A 17,759-nucleotide genomic window follows, 5' to 3' on the forward strand; every position below is an offset into this window, starting at 1 on the left:
CCCCGCTCCCGAGCCGCCGCTCCCGAGCCCCCTCTCCCGAGCCCCGCCCGACCGGCGTACCCCTCCCGTTCGACCGAGCACACCCACACCCCGACGCTTCCCCACCCCACAAGGAGTCACCCACCCATGCAGCTCACGAGGCGCACCCTCGCCCTCGCCATGCCCGCGACGCTTGCCGCTCTGATCGGCGCCGCACCCGCCGCACCCGCGAGCCGCCCGGCCGCGGCCGACACCGACCGGCATGGCCCCAGGCCGACGATCGTCCTGGTCCACGGAGCGTTCGCGGACGCCTCCAGTTGGAGCGGCACCATCCGGCGGCTGCAGCACGCCGGCTACCCCGTCCTGGCCCCCGCCAACCCGCTGCGCGGTCTTGCCGCGGACACCGCCTATCTGCGCAGCGTGCTGGCCGCCGTCGACGGGCCCGTCGTCCTGGTCGGCCACTCCTACGGCGGCGCCGTCATCAGCGGCGCCGCCGTGGGCAACAGCCGCGTGAAGGCCCTCGTCTACATCGCCGCGTTCACCCCGGACAAGGGCGAGAGCGCGGCCGAGCTCGCCGCCAAGTTCCCGGGCTCCACTCTCGGCGACGCCGTGAACCCGCAGTCGTACCCGCTGCCGGGCGGTGGCACCGGCACCGAACTCGTCATCGAACGGGCCAAGTTCCACCGGCAGTTCGCCGCCGACGTCCCCGTCTCCGACGCGGCCGTCATGGCCGCGACCCAGCGCCCGGTCGCCACCGCCGCGCTGGAGGAGAAGGCCGGGGCGGCGGCGTGGAAGACGATCCCGTCCTGGGCGCTGATCGCCACCGCCGACAAGAACATCCCGCCGGCCGCCGAACGGTGGATGGCCCGGCGTGCCGGCTCGCACATCACCGAAGTGGACGCGTCGCACGCCGTCGCCGTCTCCCGCCCCGCCGTGGTCACGCACGTGATCCTCGCCGCCGCGCGGGCGACCCGCTGACACCCCGCCCCGTCCCGTAACCCCCTGAAGGAGAACCCCTCATGAAGAACCGTCCGGTCCTCGAATCCGCCGCCCAGGCCTTCGCCGACGCCACCGCCCAGCCGCCGTACCTCTACCAGATCCCCGTAGCCGACGGCCGTAAGGCCGTGGACGACGTCCAGAGCGGTGAGGGCGTCTCCCTGCCCGCCGTCGACGAGGAATGGGTCACCGTCCACGGCGGCCCCACCGGCGACGTACGCGCCCGGATCGTCCGCCCGCACGGCGCCACCGGCCCGCTCCCCGTCATCCTCTACCTCCACGGCGCCGGCTGGGTCTTCGGCAACGCCCACACCCACGACCGGCTCGTCCGCGAACTCGCCGTCGGCACGGGGGCGGCAGTCGTCTTCCCCGAGTACGACCTGTCGCCCGAGGCCCGCTACCCCGTCGCCATCGAGCAGAACTACGGCGTCGCCCAGTGGATCGCCCGGGAGGGCCACCACAAGGACCTCGACGGCACCCGGATCGCCGTCGCGGGCGACTCGGTCGGCGGCAACATGACCGCCGCCCTCACCCTGATGGCCAAGCAGCGCGGCGACGTGACGCTCGTCCAGCAGGTCCTCTTCTACCCGGTCACCGACGCCGCCTTCGACACCGACTCGTACCACGAGTTCGCCGAGGGGTACTTCCTGCGCCGCGACGCCATGAAGTGGTTCTGGGACCAGTACACGACCGAGGAGGCCGAGCGCGCCCAGATCACCGCCTCCCCGCTGCGCGCCACCACCGAACAGCTCACCGGCCTGCCGCCCGCCCTGGTCATCACCGCCGAGGCCGACGTCCTGCGCGACGAGGGCGAGGCGTACGCGGCGAAGCTCCGCGCCGCCGGAGTCCCCGTCACCGCCCTGCGCGTCCAGGGGGTCATCCACGACTTCGTGATGCTGAACGCGCTGCGCGACACGTGGGGCGCGGACCTCGCCATCGACGTCGCCGTCGACACCCTGCGCAAGGCGCTGGCGTGACGGCCGGCATGCCCGTCGCGGGCCTCGTCCCCGCCCCGCGCCGGGAACCCGCGCAGGCCGACCTCCTCGTCCGCAACGCGAAGGTGTTCACCGGCGACCCCGCTCGCCCCGGGGCCCGCGCCGTCGCGATCCGCGACGGCCGGGTCGCGGCCCTCGGCGACGACCACGACCTCGCCCACCTCGTCGGGCCGGGCACGAAGGTCGTCGACGCGCTGGGCCGCCGGGTGATCCCCGGACTCAACGACTCGCACCTGCACGTCATCCGGGGCGGCCTGAACTATGTCCTGGAGCTGCGCTGGGACGGCGTACGCAGCCTCCGGCACGCCCTGGCGATGCTGCGCGAGCAGGCCGGCCGCACCCCGAAGGGGCAGTGGATCCGGGTGGTGGGCGGCTGGACCGCCGAGCAGTTCGCCGAGCGCAGGATGCCGACCGTCGCCGAGCTGAACGCCGCCGCTCCCGACACCCCGGTGTTCGTGCTGCACCTGTACCAGTCGGCGCTGATGAACCGGGCCGCGGTGAAGGCCGCCGGGTTCACCCGGGAGACCCCCGACCCCAGGGGAGGGCAGATCGTACGGGGCCGGGACGGCGAACCCAACGGTGTCCTCCTCGCGGCACCGGGCGCCCTCGTTCTGTACTCGACGCTGGCCAAGGCGCCCGCCCTCGACGAGGCCGACAAGCGGACGTCGACGCGCCACTTCCTGCGCGAACTGAACCGCTTCGGGCTGACGTCCGCGGTCGACGCCGCCGGCGGGTTCCAGAACTTCCCCGACAACTACGCCACGGTCAGCGACCTCGCCCGCTCGGGGGAACTGTCCCTGCGGATCGCCTACCACCTCTTCCCCCAGACGGCCGGCCAGGAGCTCGCCGACCTGAAGCGCTGGACCGAGATGGTCAAGCCGGGGGACGGGGACGAGTGGCTCCGGCTCAACGGCGCGGGCGAGAATCTGACCTGGGCCGCCGCCGACTTCGAGAACTTCTCCGAACCGCGGCCCGAACTCGGGGAGTACGAGCCGGAGTTCGAGCAGGCGGTCCGGCTCCTCCTGGAGAACGGCTGGGGCTTCCGGCTCCACGCGACCTACGACGAGACGATCCGCCGCGACCTGGCCGTCTTCGAGAAGCTCGCCGCGGAGGGACTCTTCCCCGGCGGCAACCGCTGGCTCTTCGACCACGCCGAGACCGTCTCGGCCGACAGCCTCGACCGGATCGCCGCCCTCGGCGGCGCCGTCTCGGTCCAGAACCGGATGTCCTTCCAGGGCGCCGCCTTCCTCGACCGGTACGGTGCCGAGGCCGCCGCCCACGCACCGCCGGTCCGGGCCATGCTCGACCGGGGCCTGACCGTCGCCGCCGGCACCGATGCCACCCGCGTCTCCTCGTACAACCCGTGGGTCGCCCTCCACTGGCTGGTCACCGGGCGTACGGTCGGCGGCACCCGCCTCCACCCGGCAGGGAACCTGATCGATCGCGAGACCGCCCTCGGCCTCTACACCCTGGGCGGAGCGCGGCTCACCGGCGAGCAGGACGTCAAGGGAACCCTGCGAGAAGGCTCGTACGGCGACCTCGCGGTCCTGTCCGACGACTACCTCACCGTGCCTGAGGAGGTCATTCCCGGCATCGAGTCCGTGCTCACGGTCGTCGGCGGCCGGATCGTCTGGGCGGCCGCGGAGTACGAGGGTCTCGACGAGGCCGTCCCGCCGGTCAGCCCGGAATGGAGCCCGGTGGCCCACTTCGGCGGCTACCAGTCGGGTCAGGGGGGCGCCCATCAGGCCTCGCTCGTGGCCGAGGCCGCCGCCGAGTCCGACCAGCACCGCCGGTGGCGCGTCGCCCGTGGCTCCGTCCCGGACACGACGCCGTCCTTCGTCGACCCCTGCTTCGATCACTGAACGAGAGACCGCACACACGATGACAGCCTCCCCACCCGCCGACGAGGCACCCGACGCACCCCCGGGACGCCGATTCGAGCCGGACCTCCGGTCGATGACACGGATCAACCTGCGCCCCATCGCCTCACCCATGCCGCTCGGCTTCTTCACGATCGCCATCGCCTCCGTGATGACGGGCTGCCTCCAGCTCGGGATCTTCGGCGAGGAGGCCCGTGCCGCCGTCGCCTTCACCGTGCTTCCGGCCTTCGTCCTCCAACTCCTGGTCAGTTTCCTGGCCTTCGGCGCCCGTGACGTGATCGCTGCCACGCTGATGGCGGTGTTCGCCGGCAGCTGGCTGCCCTACGCGCTCATCATGCTCAGCGGCGCGGCCGACGGCCTGAAGGTCCTCGGCGTCTTCAACCTGGCGCTCCTCTGCTTCGGCGCGCTGATGACCGCCGTGACCCGGCCCAAGCGTGCCCTGTGGTTCGTCCTCGCGGTCTCCCTGCCCCGCTGGGCGGCCACCGGCCTCGCCGGCGTCACCGGAGCCGAATGGCTGACGCGCACGTCCGGGGCGCTCGGCCTCGTGGTGGCGCTGGTCGCGATGTACACGGCGTTCGCCCTGATGCTGGAGGACATGCGCAGCGAGCAGGTCCTGCCCATCGGCCGCAGCGGTCCCGCCCACCTCGCCGTGGAAGGCGACCTCGGGGTCCAGCTCCGCAACCTGGAACGCCAGGCGGGCGTGCGCCGCACGCTCTGATCGCGTCCCCCGCCGGGGGTACGCCGACCTGGTACCCGAGGCGCCTAGAGCCCGCTTCGACCCTGTGAACCAACCCACCACCACCTTCCCCCTATCCACTCACCGAGGAGTTCCCCCATGCCCCGACACGCCCGCCCCACCGTCGTCCTGGTCCACGGCGCCTTCGCCGACGCCTCCAGCTTCGCCCGCGTCATTCCCGAACTGACCGCCGCCGGCCTGGACGTGGTCGCCCCGGCGGTGCCCAACCGCAGCCTCGTCGACGACGCCGCGTACATCGCCTCGGTGGTCCGTTCCGTCGAAGGCCCCGTGATCCTGGTCGGACACTCCTACGGCGGCGCCGTCATCACCCTCGCCGGCACGGAGGACAACGTCCGCGCGCTGGTCTACCTGGCCGGATACGCCCTGGAAGAGGGCGAGAGCCTCGGCGAGCTGCAGGGCCGCTTCCCCGACTCCGGCCTCGCCGACGCGCTCGTCTACACCCCCTTCCCCGTGGCCGGCTCCACCGAGACCGGCACCGACGTCTCGGTGGAGCCCGGGAAGTTCCCCGCCCTCTTCGCCGCGGACGTCGACCCCGGCCTCGCCGCGGTGCTCGCCGTCTCCCAGCGCCCCCTGGCCGCACGGGCCTTCTCGGAGGCGGCGCCGGTCGCGGCCTGGAAGACCAAGCCCTCGTGGGGCCTGGTCGCCTCCTCCGACCGCACGATCAACCCCGATGTGGAGCGGTACGGGTACGAGCGGGCCGGCATGACCACCGTCGAGGTCGACTCCTCCCACCTGGTCATGCTCGCCCAGCCCAAGGCCGTGGCGGAGCTGATCCTGGACGCGGCCCGGTCCACGGGGCACTGACCGACGCTTGAACATCGAACGATTGGTCTATGTCGTTCGAACGCGGTAGCTTTCCGGAACGCCCACCGAGAACATGTGGCGGGCGATCGGAGGAAGCACATCCATGAGGTTCGGCGCGAGGCTCGCGCTCGCCGTCATCACCCTCGCCGTCACCGCCTGCGGAACCTCGCAGGACAGCGGTTCGCGGTCGCACACCACAGCGGACTGCGCACCGTACGCCCGGTACGGCAAGCACCCCGGCACCGAGGTCACCGTCTACGCGGAGAACCGGGACCGGGAGGCCGATCTGTTCGAAGAGACCTGGGCGGACTTCGCGGACTGCACGGGAATCGACGTCCGGTACGAGGGTGACGGGGAGTTCGAGGCGCAGATCCAGGTCCGGGTCGACGGCGGGAACGCGCCCGACGTGGCGTTCTTCCCCCAGCCCGGACTCATGGAACGCTTCGCGCGAGCCGGGAAGCTCAAGCCCGCGAGCGCCGGGGTCGTGGCCCTCGCGAAGCAGGGCTGGTCGGCGGACTGGAACAGTTACGCGACCGTGGACGGCATCCTCTACGGCACGCCGCTCGTCTCGAACGTGAAGTCGTTCGTCTGGTACTCCCCGACGTTCTTCCGGGACAAGGGACTGAGCGTTCCCCGCACCTGGGCCGAGCTGATGGCCGTGACCGAGAAGGTCGCGGCGTCGGGCGTCAAGCCGTGGTGCGCGGGCATCGAGTCCGCCGAGGCGACCGGCTGGCCCGTGACGGACTGGATCGAGGACGTCCTGCTGCGCCAGCAGGGCACGGACGTCTACGACCGGTGGGTCGCCCACGAGATCGCGTTCAACGACCCGCGGGTGATCAAGGCCATGGACACCGTGGGGTCCGTCCTCAAGAACGACCGGTACGCCAACGGCGGTTTCGGTCCGGCCCGGTCGATGGCGTCGGTCTCCTTCCAGGAGGCCGGCACGCCCGTCCTCTCCGGGGACTGCGCGATGCACCGTCAGGCCTCGTTCTACGCCGACATGTGGCCGAAGGGCACCGAGATCGGACCGGACAAGGACGTCTACGCCTTCCTCCTGCCGGGTGCCGACCCTGCGCACCGCCCCGTACTGGGCGGTGGAGTGTTCACCGCGGCGTTCGCCGACCGCCCCGAGGTGCGGGCGTTCCAGGAGTACCTGGCCTCCGCGGACTTCGCGAAAGCGCGGATGAGGAAGGGCTCGTTCGTCTCGGCGAACCGGGGGGTGGATCCGGCGGACTCCGCGACCCCGGTCGACCGGCTGTCGATCCAGCTGCTCCAGGACCCCAGGACGCAGTTCAGGTTCGACGGTTCGGACCTGATGCCGGCGTCGGTCGGCGCCGGGACGTTCTGGAAGGGGGCCGTCGACTGGATCGGCGGGGCGAGCACCCGGCAGGTCGCCGACTCCGTCGAACGGTCCTGGCCGAGCCGCTGATGTCGTTCGACGCCGTCGCCCAGCAGCCCAAGCTGCTGTACCTGCTCCAGGGCGTCGCCGCCTTCGCGGCGGTGGTCTCCCTGATCCTGCTGGCGCTGCACCGCGGGCCGGTAAGGAGTAGGGCCGCGGCCCTTCTCCTGCTGGCCCCCGCGCTGCTGCTGCTCACGGTCGGTCTCCTCCTGCCCGGTCTGCGCACCCTGGTTCTGTCGTTCACCGACAGCGGGGGAGACGCGTGGGCCGGCTTCGACAACTACGTGTGGCTGGTCACCGACCCCCGGGCGGTGGTGGCGCTGCGCAACACCCTCGCGTGGGTGGTGCTCGTGCCGTTGCTCGCGACCTCGGTCGGTCTGCACTACGCGGCGGCCGTCGCACGGTCGCGGTTCAGGGCGTTCGCGCTGTCCCTCGTCCTCACGCCGATGGCGATCTCCTTCGTCGGCGCGGGCGTCGTCTGGAAATTCGTCTACGCCTACCGCCCCGCGGAAGCCGGGCAGATCGGGCTGCTCAACCAGCTCGTCGTCGCCTTCGGCGGCGAACCGAGGCAGTGGCTCGTCGACTCTCCCTGGAACGTCCTGTTCCTCATCGTGGCGATGGTGTGGACACAGGCGGGCTTCGCGGCCGTCCTGCTGGCCGGCGCGATCAGGGCCGTTCCCGCGGAGCTGACCGAGGCGGCCCGACTCGACGGCGCGTCCCACGGGCAGATCCTCCGGCGGATCACCCTTCCGTCGATCAGGCCCACGCTGCTCGTCGTGCTCCTCGCCCAGGCGATCGGCACCTTCAAGGCCTTCGACATCGTCAAGACCATGACCGGCGGACAATTCGACACGGGCGTCATCGCCCACGCGATGTACGACCAGGCCTTCCGCTACGGCGAGACGGGCCGCGGGGCGGCGCTCGCCGTGCTCCTCTTCCTCCTCGTCACCCCCTTCGTCGCCCACCAGATCCGGGCACAGCGGAGGACGGGGTGAACGGCGTCCGGGAGCGTCTGGCCTCCCGCGCCTTCACATCGATCGCCGTGGTGATCGCGGTCCTCTGGACGACACCGACCCTCGGCCTCCTGCTCTCCTCGTTCCGCCCCGAGAAGGAGATCAAGACGACGGGCTGGTGGACCGTGTTCCGTGCCCCGCGCTTCACGCTCGACAACTACGGAGAGGTGCTGTCCGGCGGCGGTCACGGGGCGGGGCGGCTCGCGGAGTACTTCGTCAACTCGGTCGTCATCACCGTTCCCTCCGTGCTGTTCCCGCTCGTGCTCGCGTTCTTCGCGGCGTACGCCCTGGCCTGGATCGACTTCAGGGGGCGCGACGCGCTCGTCGTCGGCATCTTCGCGCTCCAGGTCGTACCGCTCCAGATGGCGCTCGTTCCTCTCCTGAAGCTCTTCTCCCAGGGCTGGCTGTTCCTGCCCGCCTGGCACCTCACCGGTCCCGCGCGGTTCGGCCAGGTCTGGTTCGCCCACACGGTCTTCGCGCTGCCCTTCGCGGTGTTCCTCCTGCACAACTTCCTGGCCGCGCTGCCCCGGGACCTGATCGAGGCCGCCCGCGTCGACGGCGCGTCGCACGGGACGCTGCTGCTCCGGATCGTGCTGCCGCTGGCCCGCCCGGCCTGCGTCACCTTCGCCACCATCCAGTTCCTCTGGGTGTGGAACGACCTCCTCGTGGCACTGACCCTGTCCGGCGGTACGGCCGAGACCGCGCCGATGACGGTCAGACTGGCGAGCCTGGCCGGGACCTACGGCAACGAATGGCAGCGGCTCACCGCGGGAGCCTTCGTGGCCGCGCTCGTCCCGCTGCTCGTCTTCTTCTCCCTCCAGCGGCACTTCGCCCGGGGACTGCTCACCGGATCGGTCAAGGGATGAGCCCCGGCCGGCCCGAGGAACACGACGTGACGACCCGGCTCAGCCGGCCCGGGCTGCGGGGCCGCGAAGCCGAGCTGGAACAGCTGCGCGCCCTCGTCGCAGCGGTGCGCGACGGCGAGGGAGGAGCGATCGCGCTGCTCCTCGGCGAGCCCGGGATCGGCAAGACCGTGCTGCTGCGGGAGGCCGTCTCGCTCGCACGGGCCCACGGGTTCGTCATCAGCCATGGACGCGCCGAGGAACTGCACGAACTGGCACCGCTCGCCTCACTGGCCTCCGGGCTCCTGCACGGCGACCCGCCGCTGCTCTCCGGCACGGACTTCGCGGACCTCGCCGGCCACCACGACCAGCGCATCTGGCTCGTCGAGCGACTGGCCCAGCTGATCGAGGAACGCTCGGCGGGCAGGCCCGTGCTGATCGCGGTCGACGACGTTCAATGGGCCGATCCGCTGAGCCGTTTCGCCCTGAGCGTCCTGCCGGCACGGCTGCTCAGCTCCCCGGTCCTCTGGCTGCTCACCAGCAGGGAGAACCCGGAGCCGTACGGGCAGGGGCCGCCGGCGACGACCCTCCCGCTGCGGCCGCTGTCCGAGACGGCCCTGGCCGAGCTGGCACGCGACGTCCTCGGCGGGGACGTGCCCGCGCGGGTCGAGGAGCTCCTCGACGGGGCGGGCGGCAACCCCTTCCTCGCGGCCGAGATCCTCTCGGGCATCGCGGCGACCGGCGCGGACGGGCCGGAACCGCCCGAGCGACTGGTCCTCGGCGTACGCGGCCGACTGGCCGACCTCAGGCCGGACACCCTGCACTTCCTGCGGATCGGCTCGGTCCTCGGCCGCGCGTTCTCGCTCGCCGACGCCGCTGCCCTGTGCGGCCGGCCCGCCTCAGGACTGAGCGCCGAAGTGGACGAGGCGATCGCCGCCGCTCTCCTCCACGACGACGGCGAACGCCTCCTGTTCCGCCACGACCTGCTCCGCCAGGCGGTGTACGCCGACCTCGCCCCCTCCGTACGCCGGGCACTGCACCGGGAGGCGGCGAGGCGGCTCGTCGCGGCGGGCCGGAGCTCCGGCGACGCGGTCCCGCACCTGCTGAAGAGCGCCGAACCCGGCGACACGGAGGCCATCGCACTGCTCGGCACAGCCGCCGAGGACGTGATCGCCGTGATGCCCGACCTCGCCGCCGACCTGGCCGTACGCGCCCTGGAACTCGTACCGCCCCGTGCGCCCATGGCGTACGACGTGGGGGAGCGCGCCATCGTCGCGCTGACCCGCGCGGGCCGGTACACACAGGCACGGGACACCGGGGACGCGCTGCTCGCCCGGCGGCCGCCCCTGGACGTCTTCGCCCGTCTGCAGTGCGTCCTCGGCGACACGCTCTGGCACCTCGACGACGTCCAGGAACTGACCCGCCGCACGACGACGGCGCTGGCCGCCGTCACCGACCCGGCGATCCGCGCCCGGCTGACCGCCCGGCACGCCCTGGTCCGGTCCCGCGGGAGCGACCTCGGGGCCGCCCGGGAGACCGGCGAACGGGCGCTCGCCGAGGCGGAGCGGGCAGGGGACCGGGAGGCTCGCGTCCTCGCGCTGTGGGGCCTCGGCGAGATCGCCCTCAACGCGGGCGACTGCGCCGCGGCCGTCGCACACCACACGGCGCTGAGCGTGTTCGACTCGGCCTTCCTTCCCGAGGAGGCCATCGCCCTGATCCACTTGGACGACTTCGACGCCGTACGGCGACTGCTCCGGACTGCGGGCGACCTTCCCCTGCGCCCCGCCATGCTCATCTGGACCCAGGGAACCCTCAACATGGGGCTCGGGCGGCTCGACGACGCGGACGCCGACTTCGTCACCGCCGAGCGTCTCGAAGCGGACCTCCACGTGCCCGGCAACCTGGTCAACCTCCGCGTCAACCGCGGCCTCCTCGCGATGCTGCGCGGCGACCGCGAGGCCGCGCGGGAACACCTGGACGTCGTACGGGCGGCCGTGGCCGACCGGCCGAACACGGGCAACCACGCCACCCACCGGTACTTCGAGGCCGTCGTCGCCGACGCCGAAGGCGACCACGCGGCAGCGGCCGAATTCGTCCGGACGGTGCAGCGCGACCACCCCTTCCTCCGGTGGCGGCTCCTGCGCCCCCATGTCGTCCAGGCCGTGCGGATCGCCCTGCGCGGCGGGGACCGGGAGCTCGCCGAGGACCTCGCGGCCCAGGCGGCCGCACACGCCATCCGCAACCCCACCGTGCCGACCGCCCAGGGGACGGCCGCGCACGCGTCCGCCCTGGTGAACGCCGACCACGGACTCCTGGAGCGGGCGGTGGACATCCTCCTCGACGGCCCCCGGCCGCTGTCCCTCGCCGCTGCGTCCGCCGACCTCGGGCGCGCGCTCCTGACCTCGGGCGACGCTGCCGCGACCCCCGCCCTGACCAGGGCGCACGACCTCTACGCCAAGGCCGGGGCCGACGCCGAGGCCGACCGGGTCCGGGCCGAACTCGAACGGGCCACGAGCCGCCCCGGTCGGCGCACCGGCCGCCTCCGGCCGCGTACCGACCGGGGCTGGGCCGCGCTCACGACCTCGGAACGGAAGGTGGCGCGGCTGATCGCCGCCGGTCACACCAACCGGTCGGCCGCGGAGGCCCTCGTCGTCTCCCCGCACACGGTCAACACCCATCTGGCGTCGATCTTCCGCAAGCTCTCGGTGCGATCCAGGGTCCACCTGGCCCGGATCGTCCTCGCGGAGGACGACGCCGGACCGGCCGTCGACGACTGAGCGCGTCCTCTGCGCCCCTGTGCAAGGTGTGGTGCGCTGTACGGCAACAGCAGACGCGCGAGCGGTCCTAGCGTGACGGGCACACCGCGCCGCTGGAACGCGCGGACCGGCCGACCCGAATCGAGGAACCATCCCCATGCCGTACATCACCGTGGGCCAGGAGAACACCAACCCCATCGAGCTCTACTTCGAGGACCAAGGAGACGGGCAGCCCGTCGTCCTCATCCACGGCTTCCCGCTCGACGGCCACTCCTGGGAGCGCCAGAGCGCCGCGCTGCTCGACGCCGGCCACCGGGTGATCACGTACGACCGCCGCGGCTTCGGGCAGTCCTCCCAGCCGACCACCGGCTACGACTACGACACCTTCGCCGCCGACCTGAACACCGTGATGGAGACCCTCGATCTGAAGGACGCCGTCCTCGTCGGCTTCTCCATGGGCACCGGCGAAGTCGCCCGTTACGTCGCCACGTACGGCTCCGGCCGCGTCGCCAAGGTCGCCTTCCTCGCCTCCCTGGAGCCCTGCCTGCTCAAGAGCGACGACAACCCGGACGGCGTCGCCCCGAAGGAGTTCTTCGACGGCGTCGTCGCCGCAGTGAAGGCCGACCGGTACGCCTACTACACGGCCTTCTTCAACGACTTCTACAACCTCGACGAGAACCTCGGCAGCCGCATCAGCGAGGAGGCCGTCCGCAACAGCTGGAACACCGCGGCCCGCGGCGGCTCCTTCGCCGCCTCCGCCGCGCCGGCGACCTGGTACACCGATTTCCGTGCCGACATCCCCGCCGTCGACGTGCCGGCGCTGATCCTGCACGGCACCGCCGACCGCATCCTGCCCGCCGAGGGCACCGCGCGCCCCTTCCACAAGGCGCTCCCGTCGGCCGACTACGTCGAGATCGAGGGCGCCCCGCACGGTCTGCTGTGGACCCACGCCGAGGAGGTCAACACCGCCCTCCTCGCCTTCCTGGCGAAGTGACACCCCACCGTTGACCGGCCGGGCGGCGCCGGAGACCCGGCGTCACCCGGCCCCCGGGCCGGGCGTCGCCGGGGTGGTGCACATGGTTCATACTGATCCGCCGTATGAGCGTGAACCGAGTGACGACGAGGACCGAGCCCGAGGAGCTGGACGGCGTACGGGCACCCCTCCGGGGCAGAGAAGCCGAACTGGCGTTCATCGAGGAGCGGCTCGACGCGCTCGCCCGGGGAGCGGGCGGGATCGTCCGCGTCGAAGGCCCCGCCGGAATCGGCAGGTCCCGGTTCCTCGCAGAGGCTGCGGCGGCCGCGAGGCGGCGCGGGACGCGGGTGTTCGAAGGGGCGGCGGGCCCCGGAGAACCGTTCGTACCGCTCGGCCCGCTCCTCGAAGGCGTGCTCTCCGGTGAGGAACCGTTGTCGGGCGCCCAACGCCTCCGCGACCTCGCCACGACACCCGGTCGGCGGTTCTGGCTCCTTCAGGAGTTGGGGGACCGCCTGCGGGAGGCGGCTCGGAACGGACCCCTGCTCGTCGTCCTCGACGACCTCCAGTGGTGCGACGACCTGACCCTTCTCACCTTCCACACGCTCGCGGCGGGGCTCTCGTCACACCCGATCCTGTGGCTGGTCGCCGTGCGGGCCGGCAGCGTGCCGTCCGGAGTGCGCACCACCCTGGACAGGATCCGTCAGGCCGGCGCCCACGAGCTGGTCCTCGAAGCGCTGGAGGACCGTGTGATCGCCCGGATCACCGAGGACGTCCTCGGCGCTCCTCCCGACCCGGACGTCCTCCGCCTCGCCCGCCGAGCCGAGGGGGTGCCGCAGCTGCTGGTCGAACTGCTCGGCTCGCTGCGGGACGAGGCGGTGACGATCGAGAACGGCACGGCGAAGCTGCCGGCCGGACCCCCGGCCCCGCAAAAACTCCCCTCTGTCGTGCGCCGCCTCGACCAGCTGTCCGACCAGGCGCGGGAGCTGGTGCAGACGGCGGCCGCCGCCGGCGGCACGGTCACCGTCGCGCAGCTCGCCGAACTGCTCGGCACCTCCTCGGCGGCGCTCATCACCGCCGTACGGGAAGCCCTCGACGCCGATCTGCTCGCCGAGAGCGGCGATCGCCTCGCCTTCCGCCACGACCTGATCCGTGAGGCGGTGGAAGCCGGCCTCCCGCTGCCCCTGCGTCAGGCCCTGCGCCGTCAGGCCGCCGGGCTGCCGCCGGGGAGCGCACCGGCCGATGCCGCACCGGCCGAAAGGGCGGCGCCGGGGGACACGGTGGTCGCCGACCGGCTGCGTACCGAAGCGGCGGAACTCGCGGCCACCGCCCCCGGGACCGCCGCGGAGCGCAGCCTCAAGGCCCTGGAACGCACCGGGGCGGACGCTCGGGAGCGGCCGCGGATCATCGCCGAGACGATCCCGCTGCTCTGGCAGACGGGCCGGGCCGCCCAGGCGCGCGAGCTCGGCACCGCCGCCCTGGCGGCCGGCGGTCTCCGACCCGAGGACGAGGCACTCATCCGCCTCGCCCTGGCACGCCTCGCCGCACCGTTCGACTTCTCCGAGGCGGTCCGGCAGGCCCGTACCGGGGCGGCACTGCCCGGGATCTCCGCGGCCGCGAGGGGGCGACTGCTCGCCATGCTCGCCGTCGGCCTGTCGATGTCGGGCGAGCACGCGGCGGCCGAGCAGGTCGCCGCGGAGGCGTGGGAGACCGCGGTGGCGGCGGGGGACCGCTCCGCCGAGGCCACCCTGACGACGGTCCGCTCGGCCGTGAGTTTCCACCGCATGGACCTGACCGAGGCGTTCCGGCAGGCCGAGCGGTCCGCCGCGCTGGCCGACGCGCTGGGCGTCAGCACCTCGCTGTGGGTTCCGGAGGCCTTGTGGCACGCCCTCCTGTCGAACACCACCGGACGCACCGCGGAGGCGCTCGCCGTCGCGGAGGAGGGCATCCGGATCACCCGCGAGCAGGGCCGGACGGCCGCCACCCGCATGTGGCTCATGACCCGCACCCGCATCCTTCTGGAGACCGGACGGCTGGCGGACGCCCGGGCCGACGCCGAAGCCGCGTCCCCCACGGCAGACGATCCCGGCCCGGGCAACCTCGCCGACGTCACGCTCCGGTACGTGATGCTGCGCGTCGCCCTCCACACCGGCGACCGGCAGACCGCGGAGGCGTACGCGGCGGAGGCGAGGCGCATGCGGAGCGACGCAGCCCCCGTCGTCCGGCACTTCGGCTCCTGGATGCTGGCACTGATGGCCGACTTCGAAGGCCGGCCCGACCGCGCCATGACCGCACTCGACGGGGTGATGACGTCACCCGCCGCGGACCGGCCCGCCTACGCCGGGCTGATCGACCCCGCCGACGCCCCGGTGCTCGTCCGCATGGCGTTGCGCGCGGGCAGCCACGAACGGGCCGTGCAGGCCGTCGCCATGGCAGAGAGGCGAGCCGCGCTCAATCCCGGCCTGCCGTTCCTCGCCGCCACCGCCGCGCACGCCCGGGGACTCCTCGACAACGACCTCGCCCCTCTCGTACGCGCCGTCCGGCTGTACGAGGACTGCCCTCGCGTACTGGCACGGGCGTCGGCCCTGGAGGACGCAGGCCGCAAGATGGCGGCCACCCGCACGGCGGAAGCGGTCCCGTACTTCGAGACGGCCCTCGCGCTCTACACGCGAGCGGGCGCCGAAAGGGACGTCGCGCGGGTGCGCCGACGCCTGCGGGCCGCCGGTGTCCGCCGCCGGCCGACGACGACCGGACTCTCCGACGCCTGGCCCGAGTTGACGGCGGCGGAGCTACGGGCAGTTCGACTCGTGGCCCGAGGGCTGACCAACCGGCAGGCGGCCGAGCACCTCTCCCTCTCCCCGCACACGGTGAGCTCGCACCTGCGCCGGGCCTTCACCAGGCTGAACGTCACCTCGCGCACGGAGCTGACCCGGCTGGCGAAGCTCCGCGACAGCGGAGGGTAATCGCTTCGTATCCCACGTGGGCGTCATGGCAATGGACGATTCATGCGATGTGCCGACGTCGCCGTTTCCTCAGACTGATCAAGAACCGCGGAAGGAAGAAGCCCGCGGGGACAGCTGATCGAGAGAGGAACACCGCATGACCGTAAGGCTCCAGCGAGCCCGCCCAGGCAGCCCCGAGCTCCAGGCACTCGTCGACGAGCTCGCGGAGCGGCTCGGCCGGTCCGTCGCCGTCGACGACCCGCTGGTCCGCATGGTCTGCACGAGCCGCCACTTCGGCGACGAGGACCCGGTGCGCATCGGCACCCTGCTGCAGGGCCGAGCCGACAACGCGGCCATCCGCTACGTCCTCGCCCAGGGCGTGACCCAGTGGTCCAGACCCGGGTTCATCGACGGCCGTGACGATCTCGGACTGCTGCCCCGTTACGTCGTGCCGCTGCGCGAACGGGGGCATCTCCTCGGGCTGCTCGTGGTGGTCGTGCCCGAGAAGAAGCTGGGGGAGGAGGAGACCGCTGCCATCGCCCGGGCCGCGGACGCCATGTCGGCCCAGATGTACGGGGAGCACATCGTCGCCGACACCCGGAAGACCGGCGAGCGGGACCTGGCCCTCGCGCTCGTCGGCGCCGACGTCGCCGCACGCACCGCCGCGCGTCGCCACGGCAAGGAGGTCGGTCTGCTCGGGGCGGCGGAACACGTCCTGGTCACCGTCGTCCAACTCAGCTGCGGGACGGAGCTCGTGCGGCACTCCGAGGCCGCCCTGTGGGCGGCGCTGGAGGGGTACCGGCAGACGCGCTCCGCCCAGGGCCTCATCGCCGTCGACAAGGAACGGGCGATACTGCTCCAGCTCCGCGGCCGGCCGCCCGGCCAGGATGAGATCGCCGCCCAGTCCGCTCGCATCCTCGACGAACTCCGCACCTTCCTGGACCCGTCGGCGGACCCCGTGATCGGCGTCGGCGGCCGGCATCCCGGGCTGGACGGCGCCTGGACGTCGTACGAGCAGGCGCTGGTGGCGGCCCGCGCGGCCCGCCGACTGCCCTCCCTGAGGAGCGTCGGTGACTGGGAGCTGCTCGGGGAACTCGCCGTACTGCTCCAGCTCCCCGAGCACGCCCTGAACGCGTCGCTGGTCCCGAAGCCGCTCCGCACCCTGAGCGAGGCTCATGGCGGCGACCGCCTGCGGGACACCCTGCGCTGCTTCCTCGAACACGCGGGATCGATTCCCAGGACCGCGGACGCCCTGGGAATCCACCGCACTTCGCTCTACTACCGGCTGCGCCAGATCCAGGAGTTGACCGGACTCGACCTCGACGACGGCGCCCACCGGCTCACCCTGCACCTCGGCCTCAGGACCGCGGACCTCCTCGCTCCGGGCACCGACGGGGCCCGGTGACCCCCGACTCGCTTACGACAAAGCGAGGAGGATCCACGCCCCGATTCCTACAGCTCGCGGTGGTGCGGGCGATGGGCCCCATCCGATGATGATCGGGACGGGCGGGGCGGCCGTACCGCCTCTGACCAGGGAAGAGGTCATGAAGGAACTGATCACGACAGACGGTGCGCGGCTTGCGTACCAGGACACCGGCGGCGACGGAGTCCCGCTGGTGATGCTCCACGGCTGGGGCCAGACCCAGGCGATGTTCCGCCACCAGATCGAGGGGCTCGCGCCCGGCCGCCGCGTCGTCACCGTCGACCTCCGCGGCCACGGGAAGTCCGGCAAGCCGCAGCACGGCTACCGCATCGCCCGGCTCTCCCGCGACGTGCTCGAACTCGTCGACCACCTCGGCCTCGACCGCTTCGACGCACTGGGCTGGTCCATGGGCGTCTCGGTGTGGTGGAGCTTCATCGACCAGTACGGGACCGGACGCATCCGCCGCTTCGTCGCCGTCGACCAGCCCCCGGCCGTCGCCGCCGTGCCCTGGATGACCGAGCGGGAACAGCGGGACTCCGGCGCCATCTTCGACGTGTCCGGACTGCTGTACCTGGGCGCGGCCCTCGCGGGGCCGGAGGGCGACACGGTCCGCGCCGACTTCGTGCGCGGCATGTTCTCCGGCGAGCCCGACCCCGAGGTGCTGGCCTTCGTCACCGAGGAGATCAGGTCGACACCCGCCCACGCGGGCGTTCCGCTGCTGTTCGACCACTGCGCGCAGGACTGGCGCGACGTGCTCCCCCGGATCGATGTGCCGACCCTGGTGATCGGCTGTGAGGGAAGCCATGTGCACCCCGATTCGCAGCGCTTCGTCGCCGAGCGGATTCCCGGCGCACTCCTGCACGTCTTCCCGTCCGACGTGGCGAACTCGCACTTCCCCTTCCTGGAGAACCCGCCGGCCTTCAACGCCGTCGTGGAGAAGTTCCTGGCCGAGGAGCCGCCGAGAGGGGCGTGAACCCGCTCCCCGCCTGCACGAACCCACGGC

General features: G+C 72.5%; 13 protein-coding genes. All 13 read left to right on the forward strand.

The window, feature by feature from the left end; translation table 11 throughout:
- Nucleotides 1-126: 126 nt before the first annotated feature.
- The 13 genes from DEJ43_RS34560 (at nucleotide 127) to DEJ43_RS34620 (ending at nucleotide 17,729) form a co-directional block, all read left to right on the forward strand.
- Nucleotides 127-957, forward strand: a complete 831-nt coding sequence (locus tag DEJ43_RS34560; RefSeq protein WP_015038095.1) for an alpha/beta fold hydrolase — start codon at nucleotides 127-129, stop codon at nucleotides 955-957.
- A 41-nt stretch (nucleotides 958-998) separates the two neighbouring features.
- Complete coding sequence (locus DEJ43_RS34565) at nucleotides 999-1,952, forward strand: alpha/beta hydrolase (protein WP_015038096.1); 954 nt, start codon at nucleotides 999-1,001, stop codon at nucleotides 1,950-1,952.
- Nucleotides 1,953-1,960: 8 nt separating this feature from the next.
- On the forward strand, nucleotides 1,961-3,832 hold the full coding sequence (locus DEJ43_RS34570) for an amidohydrolase (RefSeq protein ID WP_041664515.1): 1,872 nt from the start codon (nucleotides 1,961-1,963) through the stop codon (nucleotides 3,830-3,832).
- A 19-nt stretch (nucleotides 3,833-3,851) separates the two neighbouring features.
- Nucleotides 3,852-4,568 carry a GPR1/FUN34/YaaH family transporter gene (locus DEJ43_RS34575; RefSeq protein ID WP_015038098.1) on the forward strand — a complete coding sequence of 239 codons (717 nt, stop codon included), beginning with the start codon at nucleotides 3,852-3,854 and terminating at the stop codon, nucleotides 4,566-4,568.
- Nucleotides 4,569-4,685: 117 nt separating this feature from the next.
- A complete protein-coding gene (locus DEJ43_RS34580; protein WP_015038099.1) occupies nucleotides 4,686-5,411 on the forward strand; it encodes an alpha/beta fold hydrolase in 726 nt (241 codons plus the stop codon).
- Between the two features lie 103 nt (nucleotides 5,412-5,514).
- A complete protein-coding gene (locus DEJ43_RS34585) occupies nucleotides 5,515-6,840 on the forward strand; it encodes an ABC transporter substrate-binding protein (RefSeq protein WP_015038100.1) in 1,326 nt (441 codons plus the stop codon).
- Nucleotides 6,840-7,805 (forward strand): carbohydrate ABC transporter permease, encoded by a 966-nt coding sequence (locus DEJ43_RS34590; RefSeq protein WP_015038101.1) that lies wholly within the window; start codon nucleotides 6,840-6,842, stop codon nucleotides 7,803-7,805. The genes DEJ43_RS34585 and DEJ43_RS34590 overlap by 1 nt, the downstream gene beginning before the upstream one ends.
- Nucleotides 7,802-8,689 (forward strand): carbohydrate ABC transporter permease, encoded by an 888-nt coding sequence (locus DEJ43_RS34595; RefSeq protein WP_015038102.1) that lies wholly within the window; start codon nucleotides 7,802-7,804, stop codon nucleotides 8,687-8,689. Before DEJ43_RS34590 ends, DEJ43_RS34595 begins: the two co-directional genes overlap by 4 nt.
- Complete coding sequence (locus DEJ43_RS34600) at nucleotides 8,686-11,442, forward strand: helix-turn-helix transcriptional regulator (RefSeq protein WP_015038103.1); 2,757 nt, start codon at nucleotides 8,686-8,688, stop codon at nucleotides 11,440-11,442. The genes DEJ43_RS34595 and DEJ43_RS34600 overlap by 4 nt, the downstream gene beginning before the upstream one ends.
- A 136-nt stretch (nucleotides 11,443-11,578) precedes the next feature.
- On the forward strand, nucleotides 11,579-12,415 hold the full coding sequence (locus DEJ43_RS34605) for an alpha/beta fold hydrolase (protein WP_015038104.1): 837 nt from the start codon (nucleotides 11,579-11,581) through the stop codon (nucleotides 12,413-12,415).
- A gap of 104 nt (nucleotides 12,416-12,519) precedes the next feature.
- Nucleotides 12,520-15,354, forward strand: a complete 2,835-nt coding sequence (locus DEJ43_RS34610) for a helix-turn-helix transcriptional regulator (RefSeq protein ID WP_015038105.1) — start codon at nucleotides 12,520-12,522, stop codon at nucleotides 15,352-15,354.
- Nucleotides 15,355-15,490: 136 nt separating this feature from the next.
- Nucleotides 15,491-16,738: a PucR family transcriptional regulator gene (locus tag DEJ43_RS34615; protein WP_015038106.1), complete on the forward strand. Its 1,248-nt coding sequence runs from the start codon at nucleotides 15,491-15,493 to the stop codon at nucleotides 16,736-16,738.
- A 139-nt stretch (nucleotides 16,739-16,877) separates the two neighbouring features.
- Nucleotides 16,878-17,729, forward strand: coding sequence for an alpha/beta fold hydrolase (locus DEJ43_RS34620; protein ID WP_015038107.1), 852 nt, complete (start codon nucleotides 16,878-16,880; stop codon nucleotides 17,727-17,729).
- The last annotated feature ends 30 nt before the right edge of the window (nucleotides 17,730-17,759 follow it).

This window comes from Streptomyces venezuelae ATCC 10712 (assembly GCF_008639165.1).
GTDB classification, from domain to species: domain Bacteria; phylum Actinomycetota; class Actinomycetes; order Streptomycetales; family Streptomycetaceae; genus Streptomyces; species Streptomyces venezuelae.